The organism is Micromonospora sp. RP3T (genome assembly GCF_003027925.1).
Classification (GTDB): domain Bacteria; phylum Actinomycetota; class Actinomycetes; order Mycobacteriales; family Micromonosporaceae; genus Micromonospora.
Genome location: NZ_PYPS01000029.1, coordinates 71104 through 95317 on the forward strand (window position 1 = coordinate 71104; position 24214 = coordinate 95317).

General features: G+C 76.3%; 25 protein-coding genes and 1 pseudogene. 5 read left to right on the forward strand and 21 right to left on the reverse strand.

What is annotated here, in order from left to right:
- Positions 1-2: 2 nt before the first annotated feature.
- From C8054_RS22365 to C8054_RS22445, 16 genes are all read right to left on the reverse strand, one after another.
- A complete protein-coding gene (locus tag C8054_RS22365) occupies positions 3-479 on the reverse strand; it encodes a hypothetical protein (RefSeq protein ID WP_107159784.1) in 477 nt (158 codons plus the stop codon).
- The gene (locus C8054_RS22370) at positions 476-1393 is read right to left on the reverse strand and encodes a hypothetical protein (RefSeq protein WP_107159786.1); all 918 of its coding nucleotides are present in this window, start codon (positions 1391-1393) and stop codon (positions 476-478) included. Before C8054_RS22370 ends, C8054_RS22365 begins: the two co-directional genes overlap by 4 nt.
- Complete coding sequence (locus C8054_RS22375) at positions 1390-2022, reverse strand: phage tail protein (protein WP_107159788.1); 633 nt, start codon at positions 2020-2022, stop codon at positions 1390-1392. The genes C8054_RS22370 and C8054_RS22375 overlap by 4 nt, the downstream gene beginning before the upstream one ends.
- Positions 2003-4681, reverse strand: coding sequence for a putative baseplate assembly protein (locus C8054_RS22380; RefSeq protein WP_107159790.1), 2679 nt, complete (start codon positions 4679-4681; stop codon positions 2003-2005). Before C8054_RS22380 ends, C8054_RS22375 begins: the two co-directional genes overlap by 20 nt.
- Positions 4678-5160 carry a GPW/gp25 family protein gene (locus C8054_RS22385; RefSeq protein WP_233219980.1) on the reverse strand — a complete coding sequence of 161 codons (483 nt, stop codon included), beginning with the start codon at positions 5158-5160 and terminating at the stop codon, positions 4678-4680. Before C8054_RS22385 ends, C8054_RS22380 begins: the two co-directional genes overlap by 4 nt.
- Positions 5157-5495: a hypothetical protein gene (locus C8054_RS22390; protein ID WP_107159793.1), complete on the reverse strand. Its 339-nt coding sequence runs from the start codon at positions 5493-5495 to the stop codon at positions 5157-5159. The genes C8054_RS22385 and C8054_RS22390 overlap by 4 nt, the downstream gene beginning before the upstream one ends.
- A complete protein-coding gene (locus C8054_RS22395) occupies positions 5495-7066 on the reverse strand; it encodes a phage baseplate assembly protein V (RefSeq protein WP_107159795.1) in 1572 nt (523 codons plus the stop codon). The genes C8054_RS22390 and C8054_RS22395 overlap by 1 nt, the downstream gene beginning before the upstream one ends.
- A gap of 76 nt (positions 7067-7142) precedes the next feature.
- On the reverse strand, positions 7143-7904 hold the full coding sequence (locus C8054_RS22400) for a hypothetical protein (RefSeq protein WP_107159797.1): 762 nt from the start codon (positions 7902-7904) through the stop codon (positions 7143-7145).
- Positions 7904-8197 carry a hypothetical protein gene (locus tag C8054_RS31765; protein WP_146179955.1) on the reverse strand — a complete coding sequence of 98 codons (294 nt, stop codon included), beginning with the start codon at positions 8195-8197 and terminating at the stop codon, positions 7904-7906. The genes C8054_RS22400 and C8054_RS31765 overlap by 1 nt, the downstream gene beginning before the upstream one ends.
- Before the next feature lie 1342 nt (positions 8198-9539).
- Complete coding sequence (locus tag C8054_RS22410) at positions 9540-10022, reverse strand: phage tail protein (protein ID WP_107159801.1); 483 nt, start codon at positions 10020-10022, stop codon at positions 9540-9542.
- Position 10023: 1 nt separating this feature from the next.
- Entirely contained in the window at positions 10024-11250 is a 1227-nt protein-coding gene (locus C8054_RS22415) for a phage tail sheath subtilisin-like domain-containing protein (RefSeq protein WP_107159804.1), read from the reverse strand.
- 16 nt (positions 11251-11266) lie between these two features.
- Complete coding sequence (locus C8054_RS22420) at positions 11267-11950, reverse strand: carboxypeptidase-like regulatory domain-containing protein (protein ID WP_107159806.1); 684 nt, start codon at positions 11948-11950, stop codon at positions 11267-11269.
- Positions 11947-12555: a glycine zipper family protein gene (locus tag C8054_RS22425; RefSeq protein ID WP_107159809.1), complete on the reverse strand. Its 609-nt coding sequence runs from the start codon at positions 12553-12555 to the stop codon at positions 11947-11949. The genes C8054_RS22420 and C8054_RS22425 overlap by 4 nt, the downstream gene beginning before the upstream one ends.
- Positions 12556-12569: 14 nt before the next feature.
- Positions 12570-12914 (reverse strand): hypothetical protein, encoded by a 345-nt coding sequence (locus tag C8054_RS22430; protein ID WP_107159812.1) that lies wholly within the window; start codon positions 12912-12914, stop codon positions 12570-12572.
- A 192-nt stretch (positions 12915-13106) separates the two neighbouring features.
- On the reverse strand, positions 13107-13934 hold the full coding sequence (locus C8054_RS22440) for a DUF3153 domain-containing protein (protein WP_233219982.1): 828 nt from the start codon (positions 13932-13934) through the stop codon (positions 13107-13109).
- Positions 13935-14065: 131 nt separating this feature from the next.
- The gene (locus C8054_RS22445) at positions 14066-14563 is read right to left on the reverse strand and encodes a nitroreductase/quinone reductase family protein (protein ID WP_107159814.1); all 498 of its coding nucleotides are present in this window, start codon (positions 14561-14563) and stop codon (positions 14066-14068) included.
- A gap of 224 nt (positions 14564-14787) precedes the next feature.
- On the opposite strand from C8054_RS22445, the gene C8054_RS22450 reads away from it, so the two are divergent.
- Positions 14788-15936: an aromatic acid exporter family protein gene (locus C8054_RS22450; RefSeq protein ID WP_107159816.1), complete on the forward strand. Its 1149-nt coding sequence runs from the start codon at positions 14788-14790 to the stop codon at positions 15934-15936.
- Positions 15937-15994: 58 nt separating this feature from the next.
- On the opposite strand, the gene C8054_RS22455 is transcribed toward C8054_RS22450, so the two are convergent.
- On the reverse strand, positions 15995-16984 hold the full coding sequence (locus C8054_RS22455) for a LacI family DNA-binding transcriptional regulator (protein WP_107159818.1): 990 nt from the start codon (positions 16982-16984) through the stop codon (positions 15995-15997).
- A gap of 117 nt (positions 16985-17101) precedes the next feature.
- On the opposite strand from C8054_RS22455, the gene C8054_RS22460 reads away from it, so the two are divergent.
- A complete protein-coding gene (locus tag C8054_RS22460) occupies positions 17102-18337 on the forward strand; it encodes an MFS transporter (RefSeq protein WP_107159820.1) in 1236 nt (411 codons plus the stop codon).
- 88 nt (positions 18338-18425) lie between these two features.
- Positions 18426-18758, forward strand: coding sequence for a hypothetical protein (locus C8054_RS22465; RefSeq protein WP_107159822.1), 333 nt, complete (start codon positions 18426-18428; stop codon positions 18756-18758).
- A gap of 126 nt (positions 18759-18884) precedes the next feature.
- On the opposite strand, the gene C8054_RS22470 is transcribed toward C8054_RS22465, so the two are convergent.
- From C8054_RS22470 to C8054_RS22480, 3 genes are read right to left on the reverse strand one after another with little or no spacing between them, the layout of a single operon-like run.
- Positions 18885-19589 carry an MBL fold metallo-hydrolase gene (locus C8054_RS22470; RefSeq protein WP_107159824.1) on the reverse strand — a complete coding sequence of 235 codons (705 nt, stop codon included), beginning with the start codon at positions 19587-19589 and terminating at the stop codon, positions 18885-18887.
- Positions 19590-19629: 40 nt separating this feature from the next.
- Positions 19630-19992 (reverse strand): fluoride efflux transporter CrcB, encoded by a 363-nt coding sequence (gene crcB, locus C8054_RS22475; RefSeq protein ID WP_107159826.1) that lies wholly within the window; start codon positions 19990-19992, stop codon positions 19630-19632.
- Positions 19989-20492 (reverse strand): CrcB family protein, encoded by a 504-nt coding sequence (locus C8054_RS22480; RefSeq protein ID WP_107159828.1) that lies wholly within the window; start codon positions 20490-20492, stop codon positions 19989-19991. The genes crcB and C8054_RS22480 overlap by 4 nt, the downstream gene beginning before the upstream one ends.
- 298 nt (positions 20493-20790) lie before the next feature.
- On the opposite strand from C8054_RS22480, the gene paaK reads away from it, so the two are divergent.
- Positions 20791-22098 carry a phenylacetate--CoA ligase PaaK gene (paaK, locus tag C8054_RS22485; protein WP_107159830.1) on the forward strand — a complete coding sequence of 436 codons (1308 nt, stop codon included), beginning with the start codon at positions 20791-20793 and terminating at the stop codon, positions 22096-22098.
- 1 nt (position 22099) lies between these two features.
- The gene (paaI, locus tag C8054_RS22490) at positions 22100-22507 is read left to right on the forward strand and encodes a hydroxyphenylacetyl-CoA thioesterase PaaI (RefSeq protein ID WP_107159832.1); all 408 of its coding nucleotides are present in this window, start codon (positions 22100-22102) and stop codon (positions 22505-22507) included.
- 128 nt (positions 22508-22635) lie between these two features.
- Here paaI and C8054_RS22495 read toward each other — a convergent pair.
- Positions 22636-24214 (reverse strand): annotated as a pseudogene (locus tag C8054_RS22495) (hypothetical protein); the annotation flags it as partial.

The window sequence follows — 24214 nt, forward strand, 5'->3', positions numbered from 1 at the left end:
GGTCAGGACCGGGCGAGCGTGACCGTGCATCCGCCACCTCCCGGGCACCGCAGGAGCACCTCGGTCTCCCGGTCCACCGCCACCGTCGCCACCGTCGCCCCGTCCGGCCCCGGCGTGACCTCGTCGGTGACCGTGACGTCCGCGTCGCCGGGCGCGCGGGCGGTCACCTCGAACCGCGTCGCGCCGCGCAGCACCAGCGTGCGCAGCGCGCCCGGGTCGGCGACACGCAGCCGGCAGGTGGCGCCGAACGCGACCACCACGCCGTCGGCGGTGGCGGTCGGGGCGGTGGCCGGCGGCACGCACGCCACGCCCACCGTCGCCGGGTCCACCGCGCCGGCGCCGCGTCCCAGCCGGGCCAGTGGTCCCGGCCCGGCGGCCGGGTCGCCGGGGCCGTCGTGCCGCCCGGCGACCGCCACCACGTAGAGCACCACCAGCAGCCCGGCCAGCGCGACCACCAGCAGCTTCTGCCGACCACTCACGGCTGGCCGACCGGGGCGAACCGGATCTGGTCGACGCCGGCGAAGTAGCGGTCGGTGCCCTGGGTCCGGCTCACCACCACCAGCGTCAGCTGGTGCGTGCCCCGGGTCAGCTCCAGCGTGCCCACCGCCACGTCGTCGGTGCGCACCACGGTCGGCGAGAAGCCGAGGAACGTGTCGCCCACCTGCCGGCCGTCGACCAGCCAGATGGTGTTCGCGTAGTCGAACGAGGTGGTACGCACCGTGGAGAACCGCCAGGCGCCGTCCGCCGGCAGGTCCACCGGCACGGTCACCCGGTCACCGACCGCCCGGCCCAGGAAGAACAGTTGCGCGTCGCCGGACCACGTCACGTCGCAGCAGTTGTCCTGCGCCACCACCTCGGCCTTCGCGGCCGTGGCGGACCGGACCTCGGCGGCGGCCACCAGCGTCTCCGCCTCCACGGTCACCGCCGCCGGCCGCGGCGGCGACGTCTGCTCCGGGCGGGTCACCAGCCAGACCGCCACGCCGGTCACCACCAGCAGCAGCACCGCCGCGGCGGCCAACCACGGCCACGGCGTCCGCTTCGGCGGCGCGACCGCCCGCACGTCGTACGTCACCCGGCCGCTGGAGCGGGAACTCTCCTCCGGGGCGGTGTTCGCCGAGTACGCGAACCCGGTCATGTCGTACCGCCGGGGCGGGGTGCCGGCCGGCACGGCGAGCCGGACCAGCACCGACACCGAGCCCTGACCGGGCACCACCCGCTGCGGCTCGGTGACCGTGAACCAGGCCCGCTGGCTGCCCTCGCCGGGCGCCACGTCGAACACCACGGTGTCCGGCGCCGGGCCGGGATTGGACACCGTGAAGGTCAGCTCCCCGGCGTTGCGGGCGTCCAGGGTGAACTGTTCGGCGGCGGCGACGACGGTCCATTCGGTGGTCATGACGGCTCCTCCGGCGGCTCGTGGGGCGGGGGTGGGGGCACGGACGCCCGGCCGACCGCGCGTACCGGCCCGGGCGGGGACGGGTCGCCGGCCGGACCGGCGGGTGGGTCGTGGGGCGGGCCGGCCGGGGCGGCGACCACCTCGACGGTGACCGCCGCCGGTTTCTCCGCCTCGACGATCCGGCCGATCAGCGCCAGCCGGTCCGCGGCCGCCGGCGGCACGCGCACCACCAGGTGGAACGGCCGGTCGGCCGGTTCGTCCAGCTCGAACCCGGTCACCCCGGTGGCCAGCTCCAGCGCGGTGCGCATCCCGTACGGAGTGCCGCGCCAGCGGGCCAGCAGCGCCCCGTGCGCGACCAGGTCCCGCAGCCGGCCCAGCGGCAGCGGCGGCGGCGCGTCGGCGCGCGGCGCGGCGACCACGTGGTCCATCGCCACCCAGCGGGTCAGGTACGCCACGAACCCGTCCGGCGTCCGGTACGGCCCGAACAGCGCGTCGACGTCGGCGAGCACCGCCTCGTCCGGGGCGTGCAGCGCCTCCATCACGTCCAGCAGCGCGCCCAGCACGCTGCCCGGGCCGGCGGCCCGCTGGTACGCGGCCGGCAGCAGCCGCTCAATCGCGGTTCGGCGCATCCTGCCGCACCACCTCGATGTCGTGCTCGCCGGAGCAGAGCAGCCAGGTGCCGGGGACGGTGACCACGTCGGCGGTGGCCTGGTTGGCGCTGGCCGTCCAGTCCTCGCCGTCGCCGCTGCGGTACACGCCGCGCTCGCCGCCGGCCAGCACCAGCCGACCGGCGCCGGACGGGTCGGTCGGCGCGGTGGCGGCGATGGCGTCCACCGGCGAGAACCGGGTCCGGTCCCGCAGCGGCAGCCCGCAGTTGACCATCACCGGCCGCCACTGCGGCTGCCCGGCGAGGGTGTCCAGCCGGACCACGCCGCCGCTCTGCGTGGCCGCCAGCGCCAGCGGCCCGCTGAACGCCAGGTCCCGGCAGGTGCCGCCGATCCAGCCGGCGGCCATCGACTGCCACTGCACGTCGGACTCGAACAGCCGGGTCCGGTGTGCGCCCTGGCCGGGTTTCTTCGGGTCCGGCTCGCCCGCGCCGCACCACAGCAGCGTGGCCGGTCCGTCGTACTGCACCGCGAGGACGCGGTTGTCCACGTTGGCGAGGCCGACGTGGCTGAACGTGCCGGGGCGGCCGGCCGCGACGGACAGGTAGACGCCGAAGCCGGCCTGCGCGGCGACCGCCACGCCGGGCGCGCCGCGCTCGGAGACGAACGACCGCACCGCGTAGAACCCGCGGTCGGCGTCGGCCGGGTCGACCAGGATCTGCAACGGCACCGCGCCGGGCAGCAGCGGCACCTCGTACAGGCCGGCGTCGGTGGCCAGCAGCAGCGCGCCGGTGCCGTCCCGGTCGATCCACGCCAGGTCCCGCACGCCGGAGTCGAGGTCGGTGAGCAGCGTCCACGTCTCGCCCAGGTCGGTGCTCAGCCGCACCCGGGAGCCGCCGGCGTCGCGGGCGGTCACCACCGCCACCGAACCGGCCCGGGGCACCACGCCGGGGCGGGTCGGGGCGGGCGCGGGCGCGACCCGGACCACCGTCTCGTCGTCGAACCGGCCGGCTGGTTCCCAGCCCGCGCCCGCGTCGGTCGAGCGGAACAGCACCGGCCCGCGCCCGGCGTACCAGGTGTCCGGCTGGTACTGGTCCACCGCGACGGTCCGCACCTGCGCGTCCGGCGCCTCGTCGACCACGAACCGCACCGACTCGACGTACCGCACGCCCGGCTCGGCGTGCTCCAGCATCCGGTAGACGTTCGACGCGCGCAGCGGCTCGCCGAACGCCCAGCCGGTCGGGTTGAGTGTCGTGGGCAGCGGGCTGAGCGTCTGGTGCAGCCGGTCGTGGATGCGCCGGCGGACCGCGTCCACGTCCTCCTCGCGGCGCACCACCACCCGGGCCCGGACCGAGACCGCCTTGTACCGGGCCCAGCCGGCGCGCACCGCCGTGCCCAGCGCGCGGCGGCGTTCCAGGTCGGCCTCGACCCGGCGGCGCGCCTCCTCGACCTCGTGTTCGCGCAGCACCGACACCGGCAGCCGGCCGCCGGGGCGGGCCGCCTCCGGCACGTACGGCACCAGCACCACCTCCACCTCGCCCGGCCGGGCGAAGCTGTAGACGGCGGCCCGGGTGAACGCCCGCGCCCGCGCCACCGCGCCGGAGCCGGTGGCGAGGACCTCGAAGTCGCGGGCGGTGACCGCGCGCTGCTGGGCGAAGAACTCGTACGGCCCGCGGGCCAGCACCGACTCCAGCGACTCCAGCTCCCGGCCGCCGGTGGCCGGCAGCGGGTTCGTCACCCGCAGCCCCGGCAGCGGGTCGCGCAGGCTGGTCAGCACGCCGGCGGCCACGTTCCCGGCCGACCCGCCGCCGCACCGGTACCAGAGCCGCACCTGCCGCCCGGCCGGCGGCACCGCCGCCACCGTGGTCGCCCCGGCCGCCGTCGGCGCCCCGGCCGTTCCCTCGTCGGTCGGGGCGCTCCCGGTGCCGCTCCCGGCGTCCGGCCCGCTCCCGTCGCCGGTGGCCGGGCGCAGGTCCAGCGCGGGCGCGAACGTGACCACTCCGGAGGCGCGGTCGACCAGGTAGACCCTGGCCTGCGGGCCGATGCCGGCGAAGCTGTCCACCGGCTGCCAGATCTCGTACGTGCGTCCCTCGTGCTCCCGGGCCGCGGCGCCCAGCTCCACCGAGCCGGCCGGCACCTCCACGCCGAGCAGCAGGTCCAGCGCCTCGGTGGTGCGGGTCAGCGGCGCGCGGGCGGCCCGGAACGTCTGGCCGGGCTGGCCGGTGCCGGTGCCCAGCAGTTCCGCGTCGACCGGCTCGCAGTGGTGCACGCGTACCGTCGTCTCGGTCTCGCCGGCGGGCAGCACTGCCGGTTCGGTGGTCACGAAGACGACCGGCCGGGGGTCGGCGCCGCGGGCCGCGGCGATCCGGGTGCCGGCCGGCACCCGCACCGGGCCGCGGTCGGGGCCGGTGCGGGTCAGGCGCACGTCCGCCCAGGCCGCCGCCGGCGGGTGCCGGGTCGCGCCGAGCAGGTTCAGGAACGCCACGTACGCCTTCTCCGGCAACTGGTTCAGCCGGTAGATCATCACCTCGGTCAGGTAGGCGAACGCCTCCAGCAACGCCATCCCCGGGTCGTGCGCGGACAGGTCCGTCCAGTCCGGACAGGAGCGGCGGATCCGTTCCCGGGCCTCGGTGACCAGGTCGAGGAAGGCACGGTCGTCCAGGTGCGGCACCGGCAGCGTCATGGCGTGACCCCCTCACCGGGCCGGTCGGCCGAGCCGCCGCCGGGCCGGTCGCCCGGGTCGTCGGGCTCGTCGTCGGGCGGCAGCAGGTCGACGGAGAAGACGAGCTGGCCGGGGGAGAGGCTGGCCCGCACCCGGTAGTCCAGCCGGATCACCAGGCGCCACGGGTCGTCCGGGTCCGGGCCGGCGTCCACGTCGAGCACCTCCACCCGCGGCTCCCAACGCCGGATCGCCTGCCGCACATAGTGGATGGCCAGGCCCGCGGTGGTGTCGTCGTTCGGTGCGAAGACCAACCGGTGCAGCCGCGACCCGTAGCCGGGACGCATCAACCGCTCGCCCGGCGTGGTGGACAGCAGCAGGCACAGCGCCTGGCGTACCGTCTCGTCGCCCTCGGTCATGGCGAGCCCGCCGGCGGCGGTGAGCGCGAGGCCGCCGGCGCGCCCGGCGTCGAAGCCGGCGCCGACGAACCGGAACGCCCTCATCGGTCCGCCCCCAGGAACATCTGCCGCGGGTCGTGGACCCGGTGGTGCACGGTGCCCGGCGGCGTGCCGTCGGTGAGCCCGTCCAGGTGCGACAGCACCACCGGCTGCCGGTCCACCCGCACCCAGGCGCTGTAGCCGACCGTCACTGTCATCGTGTGCAGGCAGGGCTTGACCGTCGGGCCGTAGTTCGGGCAGGCGGTGACGTCCCGCCCCACCGGGTCGGGCCGCACCAGCACCGGCACGCCCCGCACGGTGACCCAGCGCTGCGACGGGCGGTTCGTCACCCGCCCGTCGTGGCCGCAGGTGATCAACGAGTCGCGGTGGATCCAGCGCATCAGCCACCTCCGGAGGAACGGGCGAGCGTACGGGCCTGGGCGGCGGCGGTCTGCGCGTCCTCGGCCGCCGGGGCGTGCAGGAAGTCGACGGTCTTCGCGCGCACCACCATGGCCCGGCCCGGCGCGGAGAGCACCAGGTCACCGGCGGCGTGCACGGTGGTCAGTTCGGGACGCAGCTCGACGAAGCTGCCCGCGTCGGTGGCCAGCCGCAGCGTGCGCCCGTCGTCGTCGATCACGATGGACTGGCCGGTGCCGGTCCGCATCGACCAGCGGCGGGACCGGCCGGAGACGATCCCCGCGTCGTACGGCTCGACGGCGCCGAACAGCGAACCGAGCACCACGCCCGAGGTCGGCTCCCCGCCGGGCAACGCCACCAGCACGGTGTCCTCCGGGTCGGGCAGCGCGACGATCCCCTTGCCCCGGCCCGCGCCCGGACACAGCACGGCGAGCCAGCCGGCGTCCAGGTCCCCGTACGCCGGCAGCGTCACCCGGGCCCGGCCCAGCCCGTCCGGGTCGTCGACGGCGGTCACCGTGCCGAGCGTGACGGTCGCCGCCGGCGGCGCCGCGACCGGCGGCGGCTCGGGCGGGGCGGTGGAGAACCGGGTCAGGTGGCCGTCCGCGTCCAGCGTGTGCACCACCTCGGTCAGCACGTACACGCCGGCCACCGGATCCGGGACGCCGGCCAGCGCGATCCGCCGGCCCGGCCGCAACGCCGGGTCACCCTCGGCCGTGCCCTCGACCGTGACCAGCGCGGCGACCCGCGCGTCCAGCCCGGCCTGGGCCAGCGCGGCCAGCTCGTCGTCGCTGCGCCCCGGCTGGTCCACCGCGGTACGCACCCCGTCCGCGCCGACGTCGCCCGGCTCCGGGCGCAGCGGGATCCGCCGCCCGCTGCGCGCCTCACCGACCCGCTGCCCGAGCGGCTCGGCGCGCTGCGGGTGCCAGCCCAGCGCCGCGCACTCCGCGCCGGCCCGGTCCAGGTTCTCGACGATCCGCAGCGCGTGCACGGTTCCGCCGAGCGTCAACGGCACCGGCTCGCCGTGGCCGTCGAGGGTGAGCAGCCGCAGCCGGTCCCCGTCCACGCCCAGGTGCAGCCCGGCCCGGCCGGCCACCTCGCACAGCAGCTCCAGGTCGGTGTGCCGGTGCTGGAGCAGCCGATCCAGGCGCGGCCCGTCGACCTCGGCGACCACCGCCAGCCCCAGCCCGGCGCACAGCTCCCCGGCGAGCTCGGCGGCCGTCACCGACTCGAACACCCGCAGCTCCTGCCGCTTGCGCAGCCGGTGCAGCGGGTCGTACGCCCGGATCCGCAGCAGCGCGGCGCCGTCGCCCGCGTACTCCACCTCGACGGCGGTCACCTCGCCGGTGAACAACGCGTCCGGGTGGCCGTCGAGGCGGACGTCGAGCGCCGCGCCGGGGCGTACCGGTGGGTCGAGGGCGCCCGGGCCGGGCGCGGTGGCCAGCGCCAGCTCGCACTGCGTCGGCCGGTCCAGCCGGGCGGCGACCCGGACCCCGCGCAGCCGCGTCGGGTCGGCCAGCGGCCGCCCGTCCACGCGTACCGCCGCCGCCCGCTTCACCGCACGCCTCCGGTCGTGGCGTGGCCGGAGTGATCGTGGCCCCCGCGCGCCACCGGCGCGGACGGGTCGGATGCGGTCACGGCGTACCTCCCGTCGTGGTGGCGGCGTCGAGCGGAGGCGTGGCGAGGACGGACGCCGGCACCGCCAGCGCGGTGCCGGCCGGCACCGTGAGCGGGTCGGTGATCCGGTTGTGTTCGGCGAGCAGCCGCCAGCGCAGCGGGGACCCCAACGCGTCGTGGGCGAGCAGGTCGAAGCGCACACCCGACCAGCCCGGTTCGGCCGCGCCGTCCGCGGCGGCCACCACCGCCGAGCCGGGCGTCACGGTCGGGGTGCTCGCCGCGGCCAGCTCCGCCTCGAAGCCGGCCTGGGCCGCCTCGGCGCTCTCCGCCACCCGGACCAGCCGTAGCCGCAGCCAGGAACGCCGGGGCGTGCCGGTGAGCGTGAACGCGTCGAAGCGTTCCGCGATCGCCGCGATCACGCCGGGCACGTTCCAGGTCTTGCCCCAGACCAGCCGGACCAGCGGCGGACGCGGCCAGCCGTGCTCGACGGTGGAGTTCTCGGCGAGCATCCACAGCGGACGGGTCAGCGCGCGGACGTCGTCGGGGCGGGCCGGGGACTCCACGAAGTCGATGTCGAAGAGCAGGTCCAGCACCAGTTCGGTGCGCCCGCCGCCGGTGAAGACCAACGGGTCGTCGGCGAGGCCGGCACCGGTGAGCGACCCGTCCGGTCTGCCGCGCGGGCGTATCCCGGCCAGCCGGGTGACCTGCACGGTCTCCGGATTGAGCAGGCAGTCGACCCGAGTGCCCGACTCGTCCACGAGGAAGGCGACGCGTTCCATCAGCCACCCGCCTGTTCCCGGTCCAGCAGGGCGTCCCGGAACCGGGCGGCGCGCGGGGCCGACGCCAGGGGCGACGGCTCGTCCGGCAACGCCGGCCACGGGTCCCGGTACGCCGTGCCGGCCTCCGCCGCCGCGCTCGGCTGTTGCACCTCGCCCGGTCGCCCGGCGCCGCCGGCCCGGTCCGCGCCGGTCTCGCCGGGCAGGGCCGGCCATGGGTCGACCGGACGGCGCCGACCCGCGTCGTGCGCCGTCGGAGGCGTCGACGGGTACGGTCGCCGCCACGACAGCGGCACCGGGAACTCGCCGCCGCGCTCCGCGCCGGCCCCGTCGACCGATCTCTGCGGCTTGCGAGAGACCGGACGCGTCGCCTCCGTGGGTCCCGCGGTGGCGCCGGCCGGCTCCCGGCCGCCACGACGGGAGTCAGCCGCCGCGTGTCGGCCCGGCGCACGCGACCAGTCCGGCCCGGCCCCACCGGGTACGTCCACCCGGTCCGTGACCCGGTCGGACCATCCCGCACGCCGTGCTCGCCGCCCCGATCGGTCGGCCCCGGCCAACCCGGCCGCGCGGGCCGAGCCGGCTACGGCGCTCGACCCGGGGATGCCGTCGTGACGGGGCGTGCCGTCGTTACTCGATGGGGCGTGTCCCGGTCGGCTGCCCCGTTCCGGTGCGCCGACCGAGCCTGCGGTGCCACCCGGCCATCCGGTGGCGGCCGAGGACGCGGCGGCGTCGCGCCCCGGTGTGCCGGGACGTGTCGGTGCGCCGCCGCCGGTTGCCGCTGAGGCTCCGGAAGCCGCCGCGTCAGGTGCGGCTGGCCCGGTAGCCCGGGATCCGGCAGCGCGGGATCCGACAGCGCGGGATCCGGCAGCGCGGGATCCGGCAGCGCGGGATCCGGCATCCGCCGCGAGGCCGGAGGACACCGCCTGGGACGCGGCCCGGGTCGGATCGGCCCAGGCCGCCGGCACGCCCCGGCCCGCCGGTTCCGTACCGGCCGGATCCCGGTCCGTCGGCACCCGGCCCGTCGGCACCCGGCCCGTCGGCACCCGGCCCGGTTCGGCGTCCGCGTCACTCGGAGCGGGGTACGTCTCCCCGTCGGGCCACGCCGTCTCGCCGTTCGGGTCGGAGCCGATGACCGCCGCCGCGAAAGGGAAGCCGTGGGGCCACCGTCCATCGCTCCCCGTGCTGCCACGGTGCGGGACACTCGTCCCCACCATCGGGAGGCCCTGAAGATCTTGGTAGGAAGCGGCCCCCAGAAGGGCCATTTCGTACCAAGATCTCGGCGAGCCGATCCGCCGGGAGCCGACGCCGGTCGGGCGTGCCCGCCACGCCCGCCACAGCCGTTCCACCCAGCCCCACCCCACGCCGGCTCTCGCGGGCCGCTCGGTGATCAAGGAGTTCGGGTCGGCCACGAGGTCGGAATCGTCGCGAACTCCTTGATCATCGCCGGTGGGTGCGGGGTGGGGGAGGTCGCGGAGGAGGCCGGGGGCGTGGGCGGCCACCAGGCGGAGCCAGTGCTCCGGGGGCTCGCCGGGGCGGCGCGACGGTGGAGCCGTAGACGGTGCGGCCGGCGGCCGGCGGGCGGTGGGCGGCGGGTCCGTGAGACGGTCGGCGGTGGCCCGCAGCGCGCGGGCCAGCCGGTCACGCGGTCGTCGGGGCGGTCGCACTGCCGGACTCCAGCTCCAGCCCCTCGTACGCCAGGGTCAGCGCCTCGATGGCGATCTCCTGGGAGAGGGTGTTCAGGTGGGCGCCCCGCCACCGGGTCGGCCAGGCGTTGATCATGTTCCAGCGCAGCACCTCGGCGGTGCCGGCCGGGTCGAGCAGCACCACCGAGACGTTGCGCCGGTTGACCGTGCCCTTCGCCGCCGCGTTCACCCAGTCCCACAGCTCCCGGGCGTTGGTCAGGCCGAAGTGGAGCGTCACCGGCGCGTACTCGACCTGCCCGGGCACGGCGCGGATGCGCTCGTTGCCGGCCTCCCGGTACGCCAGCGACGGGATCGCCACCTCGAAGCCGCTGACCTCGGTGAAGTGCCCGTTGGTGATGCCGTTGATGAGCAGCTTGAAGTGGTACGCCCGGTACGGGTCGACGGGCGCGCCCGGCTGCGGGGTGGCCGTGGTCGGCATGTCAGCCTCCGATCGTCTCGGTCTCGGTGCCGCCGGCCCACTGGCTCAGCTTGAACACCACGAACTCCGCGGGCTTGACCACCGCGATGCCGATGTGCGCCACCACCATCCCGGCGTCGCGCACGTCGGCCGGGTTGGTCTCCTCGTCGCACTTGACGAAGAACGCCTCCTCCGGCGTACGGCCGAGCAGCGCGCCGTCGCGCCACACCCGGGTCAGGAACGCGCCGATGTCGCGCCGGATCGAGCGCCACAGCGTGAAGTCGTTCGGCTCGAACACCATCCACCGGGTGCCGTTGGCGATGGCCTGCTCGATGGAGATGGCGAGTCGCCGTACGTTCAGGTAGCGCCACTCGCTGGCCTCGGCGGCGAGCGTCCGGGCGCCCCAGAGCCGGATGCCCTCGCCGGCGAAGAACCGGATCACGTTGACGCCCTTGGGGTTGAGCACGTCGTGCTCCGGCCGGGTGACCCGGTACGCCAGGTCGACCGCGCCGCGTACCGGCTCGTTGGCCGGGGCCTTGTGCACGCCGCGCAACGCGTCGGTGCGGGCCCAGATGCCGGCGACGTGCCCGCTCGGCGGGGTCAGCACCAGGTCGCCGCCGAGCGGGTCGCGGACCCGGATCCAGGGGAAGTAGAAGGTGGCGAAGTCGGACTGCCGAGGCCGGTCGCCGCCGGTGCCGGGGGCGTCGTCGTCGCTGTCCTTCGGCGTACCCTCGGCGGGTTTGCCGGTGGTGGGCTTGCCGGGTGTGGCGACCCGGGTGAGCCGGGAGACGTCGGTGACCTCGGGCGGCGGGTCGCAGATCGCCACCATGGTGCGCAGCCGCTCGGCGGTGCTGATCAGCGCCTCGTGCGACACCGGGTCGTGGTAGCCGGGCGCGGCCAGGATGGCGATCTCGTCGATCGCCTCCAGCAGTTGCAGGCCGCCGCGCCGCCCACCGGTGCCGGTGAGTTGGCCGCCCTCGCCGACGTTGACCACCCAGCACCGGGTGCCGCCGTTGTCCAGGAAGCCGAAGACGGCCCGGGCCAGCGGGGTGCTCTCCAGGTGCTCGCCGTCGGCGTAGAGGCGCAGGAACTCGGTCCAGCTGTTGACCGCCATCGGCCGGTCGACGTGGGCGGTGCGGTCCGGCGCGACCCCGACGAAGGCAGCCGTGCTGGTGCCGACCGGGCCGATGGGCCGGGCTCCGGAGGGCACCTCCTCGACGTAGATGCCGGGGGAGAAGTAGGTGGGCATCGGTCCTCCTCGGGAGTCAGTCGGGGGCGGGCACGACGATCAGGTCGTCGGCGGCCGGGTCGAACTCGGCGGTGTGCACGCGCCCCCGACCGACCAGCCGGATCCGTACCGGACGGTCCGGGGCGTCGGGGTCGTGCGGCACGCCGACCAGCCGGAACCGGCCGGCGGCGTCGGTCTCGGTGGCCTGCGCGGTGCCGACCAGTTCCACCCGCATCGCGGCGAGCGGCTGGTCCTGCGGCCCGACCACCCGGCCGTCGAGCGTGCGCATGCCGAGCTGCCGCAGCCGCAGCGGCTGGCGCACCGGCGGCGCGGTCGGCGCCGGCCGGTCGATCCGGGCCGGCACGTCGAGCAGCAGCGCCGGCCGGGGTGGCACGCCGAACGCCCGCCACAGCGCCGGGTCGCCGGCGGCCAGCACCAGCTCCGCCCGGCCGCCCCCGCTGGTGGCGGCGGCGAGCACCCGGTCCAGCGCCGGCACCGCCGCCGGCCCGCCGCTGCTGACCAGCAGCCGGACCACGAAGCGGTACGGCTCGCGCGTCGCGCCGCCGGCCGCGGTCTGCCGGACCGGCCGCAGCTCCAGCGGCCAGACCGTGAGCCCGCCGGCCGGGTCGTCGCGGGGCGGGCCGACCGGGACGGTTTCACCCGCCGCCCCGGTCAGCCAGGTCGCGACGTCCGCGACGGCCGCCTCGATGGCGCCGGTCATCGCGGCGGCGTCCCCTGGATCCGGTACGCGATGGCCTCGTTCCAGACGTGCGGGTAGACGCCGATCTCGAAGTAGCGGGTGAACCTGTTGATCGGCGCGTTGGTGTGGTCGTGCCAGAGCAGCCACACCGGGGCGACGGTGAACAGCACGTAGTTGAGCGCGACCAGCGGCAGGTAGAGCGGGCCGAGCAGCCGGGCCTGGAACACGTGCACGTCCTCGTGCCGTTGGATGCCGGGGCTGGACCCGGCGCAGACCGTGCCGATGGTGGTGGCGTACCGGGGCGAGACGCCCTCGACCAGGTTGACCCGGCCGCTGCCGGCCGAGGCGACCCGGTCGAGCTGGTGGCCGACGACCAGGTGCAGGGCCAGGTAGAGCGCGCCGGCGAACGTGTTGAGCAGGCTCCACGTGTGGTCGACCACGAAGCGGAGGATGCCCTTCGCGTCGGCGCCGTAGGTGCCGGCCGAGGCGGTCGCCCAGCCGAACGGCGCGCCGACGAGCAGCCCGACGACGGCGCCGACCAGCAGGCCGACGGTGCCGGCGGCGGCCTGCCCGAGCACCGCGCCGAAGACGATCTGTGCGGCGGCGCTGAGAATGCCGAAGACCATGGCGGGCACCTCCCTCAGACCCAGGAGCGGACGAAGCGGGGCTCGTGCCCCTGGGCGAGCTGGGTCGGCGACGCCTGCGTCGCCTGCCGGTTGCCCGGGGGCAACTGGTTGATGCCGAGCGCGGCGGAGAAGATGACCAGGCCGTTGAAGAACGCGATGATCCACTTCTCCGGACCGGCGTCGTCGGCGAACGCGGCGGTCAGGTACGACAGCAGGAGCGCGACGCCCAGCGCGATCCACTTGCGCGCCTTGTCGCCGCTCGGCCCGATCAGGCCGCCGATGACGTTGGTGGCGAGCAGGGTGGCGGCGCTGGCGCCGGTCAGGCTGCCCAGGGCGGCCCAGGTGAAGAGATCGTTCACGGCGATCCCCCTTTTCGACGGTGCGGTGGTGCGGTCGGGGTTCGGTGGTGCGGCGGCCCGAGGACGGCGTCCACGGGTGGCGCCCGGTGCGCGGTGGGGGACCGGCGGGTCGCCGCCGGTGCGGCGGGAAAGCTGTGGCCGGGGCGTCAAGGGCGGGTGCGGCCGGTGGGACTCGGTTGGGGCCGGTGGAACTCAGGTCGGCGGGTCGGCCGGGGGCGTCGGCGTGGCCCGGTCGGTCGACGCGGTCGGTGCGGTGGGCGCGAGGGCCGTCGGGGACGCGGGCGGCGCCCCGGCCGCCGGGCCGCCCCGGGAGCGGCGCCGCAGCAGGACGACCACCACCACCGCGGCGACCACCAGCAGCCCGACCACTCCGCCGACGATCGGCAGCCAGGGGAGGGAGCCGCTCCCGGTCACGGCGGCGACCGCGCTGGCGGAGGGCGTCGGTGGCGCCTCGGCGACGGCCCGCAACTCGGCCGGCTTGGGCTGGTTGGCGACGACCTGCCAGCTCACCGAGCGCCCGTTGACCGTCCCGTTGCTGTCGAGCACCCGGCCGGGGAACGTCACGGAGATCTCGAACGCCATCAGGGTCATGAACGCCTGCTGATTCCGGGGATCTTGTTCGGCCACCTTTCCGCCGTATTTCTTCGGGTCCAGCGGAAGGGAGAAGCGATAGAGGTCGCCATCCCGGACAAGATTCACACTTTCGCTGGTGAATTGCGCCAGCGGTGTTTTTCGGTAGGCGATCTGAATGCCGTAGGAGGTGGCGTCCTCGTACCGGCTCTCGGTGCCGGCGGGGAGCGTGGGAATGTTCTGCCGGAGCTCGGCGAAGGCCGCCGCGACGTCCGGGTTGCGCTGCTTGAGCACGGACTTCTGGGCGGTCAGCAGGAGCTGGCCGGAGACCGTGTCGTCGGTGTTCACGGTCAGCCCGAGGTTGAGCTGCATGCAGCCGCTCAGCGTCGCCACAAGGGCGAGACACACCGCGAGGCGGAATGCCCGGCTGCGGCGGAGTCTCGTATTCATGGTCCCAGTGTGCGCGGTCGCGCCGGGGCCGGCAGTCAGCGATCAGCCGCCGCTTTGTCGCCGATCTTACCGGCCGCCTCTCCCATTCGGACGACCCCGGGAACGGACGCGATCGATATCCTGAAAGGTTGTCACCCGGCCTTTCCCGGCGCCGGCTCCGCCGACGTGACCCGGAAGACCGGAATGCCGGCGGCCACCCGCGCGAAGTCGGCGAGCGGGGCGTGCCGGTCCACCGGCACGTGCGGGCGCGCCCCGGGCGCGAGCGCGAGGTGGCGACGCAGGATCGGCGGCCGGTCCGCCACGGCCACCTCGACCAGCCGGACCGGCTCCCGGCCGCTGTGCCGCAGCACCGCCCGCCCGCCGGCGGCCCGGACGTTGGCCACCCAGTTGACCCGGTCGCCGAGCATCGACACCAGGTACCGCTCGCCGTCGTGGTCCGCGACCACCAGCGGCACGGCGACGATCCGGCCGGTGCGCCGGCCGGGCACCTCCAGCGTCACCCAGTTCCGCGGGCCGAGCCCGGCGGCGTGCTGCCGGGCGGCGAGCCCGTTCAACACCCGGGCGAGCCGGTTCGGCCGGCCCTCCCGGTACATCCACCTCACCTGCCGTCGCCACAGTCCCGTACGCATGAGCTGTCCCCTCCCTCTCCGTCCCTGCCTCTCCGTCCATCTCCATTGAGGACCGCCCCGGACGGCGGCGACCAGGGCCGATCGGCACCCGACGCGCGTCGATCTTGCGGTTGCTGCCCCGACGAAGCGGGTGAATGACCCGAGACGCGGGCCGGAACTGCAAGATCGCGCGCGGGGTGCGGGCCGGTCCCGCAGGATAGGGCCGGGTGGAACGGGAGGCGGGGATGAGCGGGGTACGCGAGGGCCGGCGGCGGGTCGGCCCGGCGGTACGGGCGGCGGCCGGGCGGCTGCGGCGGGGCTGGCTGCCGGTGGTCGAGGCGACGCTCGCCGCCACCGTCGCCTGGATGCTCGCCACCCGGCTGGTCGGGCACCCGCAGCCGTTCTTCGCGCCCGCCGCGGCGCTGATCGTGCTCGGTCAGGCGCGGGGCCAGCGGATCCGCCGGGCGGTGGAGGTGGTGCTCGGCGTGGCCGCCGGCGTGCTCGTGGCCGACCTGGTGGTCCAGGCGCTGGGCCCGCGCACCACCTGGACCGTGTTCACCGTCATCCTGCTCACCGTCGCGCTGGCGGTGGCGGTCGGCGCCAGCTCGGTCACCGTGGTGCAGGCCGCGGTCTCCGCGCTCTACCTGGTGGTGGTCTCGCCCCCGACCGAGTCGCTGGTCCCGTTCCGGTTCGTCGACGCGCTGATCGGCGGCGCGGTGGCGGTGGTAGCCAGTCAGCTCGTCGACGCCCGCCGGCCGCTCGCCCCGCTGGTGGCCGAGTTCCGGCACACGTTCACGGAGCTGGCCGGCGTGCTCGACGAGGTCGCCGACGCGCTCGACCACGCCGACGACGAGGCCGCCCTGGCCGCGCTGGACCGGGCCCGGCACGTCGACGCCGGGGTGGAGCGGCTGCGGGACGCGGTCCAGGCCGCCGGCGAGGCGCTCCGGCTCAACGTCCGGCGTCGCCGGCACCTCGGCCGGCTGCGCTCCGTGACCGGTTCGATCCGGCAGATCGACTACGCGGTGCGCAACGTGCGGGTGCTGGCCCGGGCCGCGGTCACTGTCACCCGCGGCGACGCGCCCGTCCCGACCGACCTGGGCGCCGCCGTACGCACGCTGGCCGACGCCGTCCGGGCGGCCGGCGACGCGCTCGCCGCCGACCTCAACGGGCAGGAGGAGACCGCCGACGGGCACGCCGCCCGGGCGGACGCGGCGGCGCTGGCGGCGGTACGGTCGGTCGGCCGCCTCTTCGCCGCCGGCCCGACGCTGCCGCTCGCACTGGTCATCGGGCCGGTCCGGGCCACCGCCATCGACCTGCTGCGCGGCGTGGGCGTGGACGACGACGCGACGGTGCTCAGCCGGGTCGACGCGGCGGTCACCGGGCCGGGGCGCTGAGGGCGCCGCCGGCGGCGGGTGGCCCGGAACAGCGGGACAGGCCGCTGACCGTCGCCGCTCAGGCGCTCTCCCGGGTCACCAGCGTGGACGCGAAAGCGGTGCTCGGCGCGACCGGCGCCCTGGTCAGCACGGCGGTGGCCGCGGCGGTGGCGATCCGGTCGACCGGATGGGTCGCGGTGGTCAGCGCCGGACTGCTCATCGCCGCGTACGGCAGGTCGTCGAAACCGCCGACCGCCACGTCGTGCGGCACCCCCAACCCGTGCCCGCGCAACGCGGCGATCACCCCGAACGCGGTGGCGTCGCTGGCCGCGAAGACCGCGTCCAGGTCCGGCCAGCGGCGCAGCGCCGCCAGCGCCGCCGCGCCGCCCCGCGCCGCGGTGAAGTCGCCGGTCACCAGCCGCTCCGGCGACCCCGCCTCCCGCATCAGCTCCCGGTACGTGGTCACCGACCGCTCCGCGCAGGTCAACCAGCGTGGGCCGGTCACCATGGCGATGCGGCGGCGGCCGGTGGCGTACAGGTGGCGCAGCACCGCGCCGGCGCCGGCCGCGTTGTCCACGTCGAACGACGGCACGGTCGCCGAGCCCTGGCCGATCGAGACGACCCGGCCGCGCAGCCGGCTCGGCACCGCGTCCAGCGCCGCCCGCGTGGTGTTGACCAGGATCACCCCGCAGACGCCCCGGTCGGCGCCGAGCCGGCCCAGGCCGGACGGGTCGTCGAGCGGCAGCCACTCCAGCGCCACCCCGATCCCGTGCGGCGCGCACACCCGCGACGCGGCGCTCACCACCCGGTGCACGTACGGGTCGTCGAAGACCGCGTCGGTCCGGCCCACCACGGCCACCACCAGTCGGACGCCGGCGCCGCGCACCAGCGCCCGGGCGGTGACGTCCGGCACGTAGCCGAGGTGGTCGGCGGCGGCGCCCACCCGGGCCCGCGCCTGCGCCGAGGCGAACCCGTAGCCACCGAGCACCCGCGAGGCGGTGGCCCGGGACACCCCGGCGGCGCGGGCCACGTCGTCGAGCGTGGCGGGTCGTGCGGTCGGCGTACCCATGTGCGCATCATGCCCGGTCCGGACCGGGCACGGTAAGGGGTGGGAGCGCTTGTGGTGGTAGCGCTCTCAGGTGTGCGATGGTCGTCGGGAACCATTCGGGGAAGGGACTACCGCACCGTGAGCAACGCCCTCGACGCGCCGGCCGCGTCACGGCCACCGGCCGCCCGGCCGGTGCTGGCCGCCCGTAACGGCGTCGCCGTCGTCTTCGCCCTCAACGGGCTCGCGATGGCCAGCTGGTTCTCCCGGGTGCCGGCGGTCCGGGAGGCGCTCGGCCTCAGCCCGAGCCGGCTCGGCCTGCTGCTGCTCTGCATGTCGGTGGGCGCGCTGCTGGCCATGCCCGCCGCCGGTCTGGTCACCCAGCGGATCGGTCCGGCCCGCACGGTGGTCGTGGCGACCGTGCTGGTCGCGCTCGGCATGACGGTGGCCGGTCTCGCCACCGGCCTGGCCGGCTGGGCGGTCGGCGTCGGGCTCGGGATCGCCGCGTTCGGCTTTGGCTCCGGCCTGTGCGACGTGGCGATGAACGTCGAGGGCGCGGTCGTGGAGAGGCGGCTCGGCCGGACGATCATGCCCCGCTTTCACGCCGCCTGGAGTCTCGGCTCGGTGGCCGGGGCCGGGCTCGGCGCGGGGGCGGCCCGGCTCGACGTGCCGATCGAGGTGCACCTGCCGGTCCTGGCGGTGCTGATCCTGACCGGCACGCTGCTCGGGGCGCGGGCGTTCCTGTCTGCGCCGGCCGAGTCGACGGGCGCGGGCGAGCCGGCGGCCCGGCGGCGGGCGCTGCTGACCGCCTGGCGGGAGCCGCGCACCCTGCTGGTCGGCCTGCTGGTGCTGGTCATGGCGTTCACCGAGGGCAGCGCCAACGACTGGCTGGCGGTGGCGTTCGTCGACGGGTACGGCGTGGACGAGGCGGTCGGCGCCGCGGTGTTCGGCGTGTTCGTGGTCGGTATGACGCTGGGCCGGACCGTCGGCACGATCGCCATCGACCGCTGGGGACGGGTGCCGGTGCTGTTCGGCACCATCGGGCTCGCCGCCGTCGGCGCCGCCCTGGCCGTGCTGGCCGGCTCCGGCCCGCTGGCCGTGGTCGGGGTGGCGTTGTGGGGGATCGGCGCGTCGCTCGGCTTCCCGGTCGGGATGAGCGCCGCCGCCGACGACGAGGAGAAGGCCCCGGCCCGGGTCAGCGTGGTCGCGGTGATCGGCTACACCGCGTTCCTCGCCGGGCCGCCGCTGCTCGGCTTCCTCGGCGACCACCTCGGCGTGCTGAACGCGCTCGGCCTGGTGCCGCTGCTCCTGCTGCCCACGCTGGCACTGGTGCCGGTGCTGCGCGCGCCGGCCGGAGCGGACCGGCCGGCCCGCTGAGCGGCTCAGCCGACTCCCACGGCGCTCCCAGGCCCCTGCCAGGCGGGCGTGCTGCACTGGACTCCGACGCCGAGGAGAGGAGGCGGGCATGGGCTGGTTCAGCCGACGGGCCGCCGAGCCGACAACGCCGACGAAGCTCGACCGCGAGGCGAACCGGGAGGATCTGGCGCAGCTGGAGGCGTTCGTGACCAGCCGGCACGGGGTCGAGTTCTATCTGGAACCGGAGACCACCGCCACCGACACCACGGTGGTCGCCATCGCCCACGACGGGGAGTGGATCCGCCGCCGCACCGGCTCGCCCCGGGTCGCCGGCAAGATCGCCCAACGGCACGCGGTGCCGCTCTACGAGGCGGCCCGCACCGGCTACCCGGAGCGGATGCGAGCCTGGAACCGGGCGCACCCGGAACGCCACGCACGCTGACCTGCGCACCGGCCCAGGCGGGAGGGGTCCACGCCAGGGCCGGTGCGCTCCGGTCCGGTCCGCGTCGGACGGGTCCAGGCCGGTCCGCGCCGGGTCATCGCGGTCGCCGGGTGTGCCGGCGGCCGTTCACTCGCCGAGCGCGGCGCGGGCCTGGTCCCGGCCCAGCGGCTCGTCGTGCGCGGAGACGTACCACTCGACGTGCTCGGAGAGCAGGCTCCGGGCCAGCGCCAGATCCGGCCCGTCGGTCGGGCCGCGTTCGTGCAGTGGTGGCGGGTACCAGCAGTCGCCCAGCAGCAGCACCCGCGAGTCCGGCACCAGCACCACCGTCGAGTCGGGGGCGTGCCGGCCACCGACGTGGCGCAGTACCACGCCGGTGGGCAGCATCAGCTCGTCGGTGAACGTGTGGGTCGGCGGCAGCACCGCGAAGCCGTCCCAGTCGTCCACCGCGAGCGCCCGCGCCCGGTAGCTGGGCCCGAGCCGTGGCTCGGCGCGGACCCGCTCCCGCAGGTGACGGTGGCTCCACGGGCGGGCCGCCTCGGCGCGCAACGGCGCGACCCCGGCCTCGTGCCCGACGATCTCCACGCCCGGCCAGGCGCAGGCGCCCCAGACGTGGTCCCAGTGGTGATGGGTGTAGACCAGCCAGCGCGGCTCCGGCAGCCGGGCGGCGGCGATCCCGGCACGGATCTCCCGGGCGTGTGCGGGACTGTGGCCGGCGTCGACGAGCACGCTGCCGCGATCGTCGGCGACCACCGCCACGGTGGGCCGCACCGCACCCGGGTCGGGGTCGCCGGGGAACAGCCAGACCCGGTCGGCCAGGTGGCGCAGCTCCATGGCGGGATGCTATCGCCGCCCGCCCCCATCGGCTGTCCCGTCAGCCGGTGAACGCGGCGGCCAACGCGTACCCGACGAAGGCCGCGCCGAGCCCGGCGACCACACTGACCAGCACGTTCGCGTACGCGTGGAGACGTGCGCCGGTGCGGGCCAGCCGCAGCGTCTCGTAGCTGAGCGTGGACCAGGTGGTCAGCGCGCCGCAGAAGCCGGTGCCGACCAGCGCGGTCACCGCGGGATCGGCCGGCACCGCCAGCACCGCGCCGAGCAGCAGCGAGCCGGCCACGTTGACGGTCAGCGTGCCCCACGGGAACGCGGAGTCGTGCCGGGCCTGCACCGCCCGGTCGGTGAGGTAGCGCAGCGGAGCGCCGAGCGCCGCGCCGAGCGCGATCCACAGGACGGTCACCGGGCCTCCCCGCGCCAGGCGGCCAGCAGCCGGCCGGTCACCACGTCTCCGGCGGCGACCGCCAGCAGCGCGGCGAGCACGGTCATGGCCAGGTAGACCAGCGCCGTGCCCGGCGCGCCGGCGGTCACCAGACGTTGCGCGTCGACCGCGTACGCGGAGAACGTGGTGAATCCGCCGAGCACGCCGACGCCGAGGAACGGCCGGACCAGCGGCCCGGCCGGTCGGGCGGTGAGGACCGCCATCAGCACGCCGATCAGCAGGCACCCGGTGACGTTGACGCCGAACGTGGCCCAGGGGAGACCGGTGGGCGGGTGCGGCGCGGCGGCCTGCGCGCCGGCGCGAGCCAGCGCGCCGAGCACGCCGCCGGCGGCGATCACGCCGAGCACCGCCGCCGGGTGCGCGGTCAGCTCCGTCCGGTCGGCGGGTACGCGGAGATCGACGTCCGGATCGACGCGGGACTCGGGCGGTCGTCTCACGGTGCCTCCCACCAGGACGGGCATCACTGGCAGGGACCGTTGGCGTGGTCGCGGTTCTCCCGGCGCCTCCCGGGACGGCGGGCCCCACCGCCGGCTCACCGAGCATAACCCGCCCTGCCCCGCCCTGACCTGACCCCCGCGCCTCCTCGTCGATCTTGCGGTACCGGCCCCGGCGAAGGGCGCGAACCGCCCGTGCGAAGGGCGGTCCCCGCAAGATCGGCGAGGGGAGGACGTTGACCTGGCAGGGTGGGCCGTACGGGCGTACGGTGAGCGGGTTCCCGCCCGGCGCGGCGGCGTCGGGCCCGTCGCGCAGGAGGCAACCGTGCAGGACCGCACCCCTCGTCCGGACGAGCTGGATCCCGCCGAGCGGATCGGCGTCGACGAGCTGCGGGCGCTCCAACTGGACCGGTTGCGCCACTCGCTGCGGCACGCGTACGCGCACGTGCCGCACTACCGGAGCGCGTTCGACGCCGCCGGCGCCCACCCCGACGACGTCCGCGACCTCGCCGACCTGGCCCGCTTTCCGTTCACCGCCAAGGCCGAGCTGCGGGAGAACTACCCGTTCGGCATGTTCGCCGTGCCCCGGGAGCGGGTCGCCCGGCTGCACGCCTCCTCCGGCACCACCGGACGCCCCACCGTGGTCGGCTACACCCGCGCCGACCTGGACACCTGGGCCACGCTGATGGCGCGCTCGATCCGGGCCGCCGGCGGCCGGCGCGGCGACCGGGTGCACGTCGCGTACGGATACGGCCTGTTCACCGGTGGCCTGGGCGCGCACTACGGCGCCGAGGAGCTGGGTTGCACTGTCATCCCGGTCTCCGGCGGCATGACCGAGCGGCAGGTCATGCTGATCCGTGACCTCGAACCGGAGGTCATCATGGTCACCCCCAGCTACATGCTGGCCATCGTGGACGAGATGGAACGCCAGGGCGTCGACCCGCGCGCCACCTCACTGCGGGTGGGCATCTTCGGGGCCGAGCCGTGGACCGAGGACATGCGCCGGGAGTTGGAGCAGCGGCTGGACCTGCACGCGCTGGACATCTACGGCCTGTCCGAGGTGATGGGCCCCGGCGTGGCGGTCGAGTGCGTGGAGACCAAGGACGGCCTGCACCTGTGGGAGGACCACTTCTACCCCGAGATCATCGACCCGGTCACCGGCGCGGTGCTGCCCGACGGCGAACGCGGCGAGCTGGTGCTGACGTCGCTGACCAAGGAGGCGATGCCGGTGGTCCGCTACCGCACCCGGGACCTCACCCGGCTGCTGCCCGGCACGGCACGCCCCATGCGGCGGATCGAGAAGATCGCCGGGCGCACCGACGACATGATGATCGTCCGGGGGGTGAACGTCTTCCCGACCCAGATCGAGGAGCTGATCCTGCGGGCCCCCGCGCTGTCGCCGCACTTCCAGTGCGTACTCGACCGGCAGGGACGGCTGGACACCCTCACCGTCCACGTCGAGCGCCGCGCCGGCGCCGCCGTGGCCGACGCGGAGCGGGCCGGGGCCGCCCTGGTCGAGCAGGTCAAGAACACCATCGGCGTCTCCGTGGCGGTCCGGGTGATCGAGCCGGACGGGGTGGAACGCTCGATGGGCAAGATGCGCCGCATCGTCGACCAGCGGCGGGAGCGCTGAGATGACGGACGACGGCGGGCGTACCGCGGCCCACGACATGTTCGACGCCGACGTCGCCTCGACCGGGCTCGGCATCGAGCTCGTCTCGGCCGGTGACGGCGCGGCAGTGGCCCGGATGCGGGTCACCCCGGCGATGCTCAACGGGCACGCGATCGGCCACGGCGGTTTCGTGTTCCTGCTCGCCGACACCGCGTTCGCGCTGGCCTGCAACAGCCACGGCCCGGCCACCGTGGCCGCCGGGGGCGAGATCACCTTCCTGCGCCCGGTGCGCGCGGGCGACGTGCTGGACGCGTACGCCACCGAGCGGGTCCGGCACGGCCGCAGCGGCATCTACGACGTCACCGTGCGACGTGGCGACGAGGTGGTGGCCGAGTTCCGGGGACGCAGCCGGGTCATCGTCCGCGACTGACCCCGCCCCATTCCAAGATCGACTGAACCGGCGCGCGTGGCGCCACCCGTCGCTTGCCGGGCGCGACTGTTCTCGGCCGCCGCCCGGGCCGGAGTGGCCCCGTGCCCGCTCCGACCCGGACGCGACCGTCAGGCGGCCAGCCCGAGCGCGGCGTCGGGCGGCGTCGGTGTTCGCCGGCCCCGGTCCGCACGTTCGGGCGGGCCGGTCACCCGGCCGACCCGTGCCGAGCCGCCCGGTGTGACCCGCGCCGAGCCGCCCGGCGTGACCTGTGCCGAGCCGCCCGGTGTGACCCGTGCCGAGCCGCCCGGTGTGACCCGCGCCGAGCCGCCCGGCGTGACCTGTGCCGGCCGGTACGAGGCCGGGGAACCCGGTCCGGTCCGCCCGTCGCCGCTGACCGGAGCGTCCGGTCGCCCGATGCTGGCGACGCCGTTCCGTCGTCCGGCGCCGGTCGGAGTGTCCCGTTGCCCGTGGTAGGCCGGCGCGTTCCGCTGCCCGATCTCCCCCCGTGACGAGTCGGCCCCGGTGACGGCCGCGTCGGCGTACCCCGATCGCTCCGTCGCCGACCGGAGCGCGTCGGCCCCGTCCGGTCCGGACGGCGGGACGGGCGCCGGTCGGGCCCCTCCACCCGACCGGCGCGACCGCCCCGCCCCGAGCGGGCAGGTCGCCCGCTCCTCGGCGTCCCACCCGGGGACGCCGGTCCCCACCGACGCAGGCAGGCGCGCGGCGGGAGCCTCACCCGGCCGATCGGCCAGCTGGCGCACCACGCCGACACCAGGACGGCCGCTGACCTGTCTGTCAGCGATGCCGGCACCGGTGCCGATGCCAGGCCCCGTGCGGGCCCCCCGCCCGACGCCGGTTCCCGCCCGGGTCCGGGCTCCCCACCCGACATCGGTTCCCGCCCCGATGCCGGGCCCGGCGTCGATGCGCGCTCCGACGACCGCGCCGGAGCGCGCGTCGGTCGCCGGCCCGGGGGTGGCCCCGGACCGGACGGCGACGGGTACGCCGATGCGGTCCGTGCGGATCGCCGGCACCGGCCCACCGCTGGCCAGCCGGCGGACGAAGTCCGCCCGCACCGCACGCGGCAACCGGTGCGCGGCCACCCGGGCCACCACCGGCTCGACGATCGTCCAGCCGCCCGAGCCGCCCGAGCCGCCCGAGCCGCCGGGGATACCCGAGCCGCCCGGGACGGCGGTGCTGCGTGAGCCGAGACCGGTGCGCCGGACGCCCACGCCCGTTCCGGTGTCCGAATCGGCCCACTCGCGCGCACCGGCCGGCGCGGTCCCGCCCGCGTTGCCTGCTCCCGGAACGGCGCCGGCGTCGGTGCGGCGGAGCAGTCCGGCCGCGGCCAGGGCGCGCAGCACCGGCCCGGCCTGGCCGGCCGGCCAGGCGAGCATCCGCTCGACGGTCGCCGTGGCGACCGGGCCGCCGACCACCGCGCCCGCCATCAGCACCGCGCGCTGCGCGCCGTCCAGCCGGTCCAGCCGGGCGTCCACCAGCCGACGGACCGGTGCGGGCACCCCGGCCGGCTCATCCTTCGCCGCGTCGGCCGCGGCGTACGCGTTCGCGACGGCCGGGTTGCCGCCGACCAGCGGCAGCAGGGCGGCGGCCAGCGCTGCGGGCCGTCCGGCCCGGTCCAGCAGCTGCCGCAGCAGGCGGCCGGTGTCCCGCGCGCCCAGCGGCGGCAGCCAGATCCGCAGCCGCCGGGCA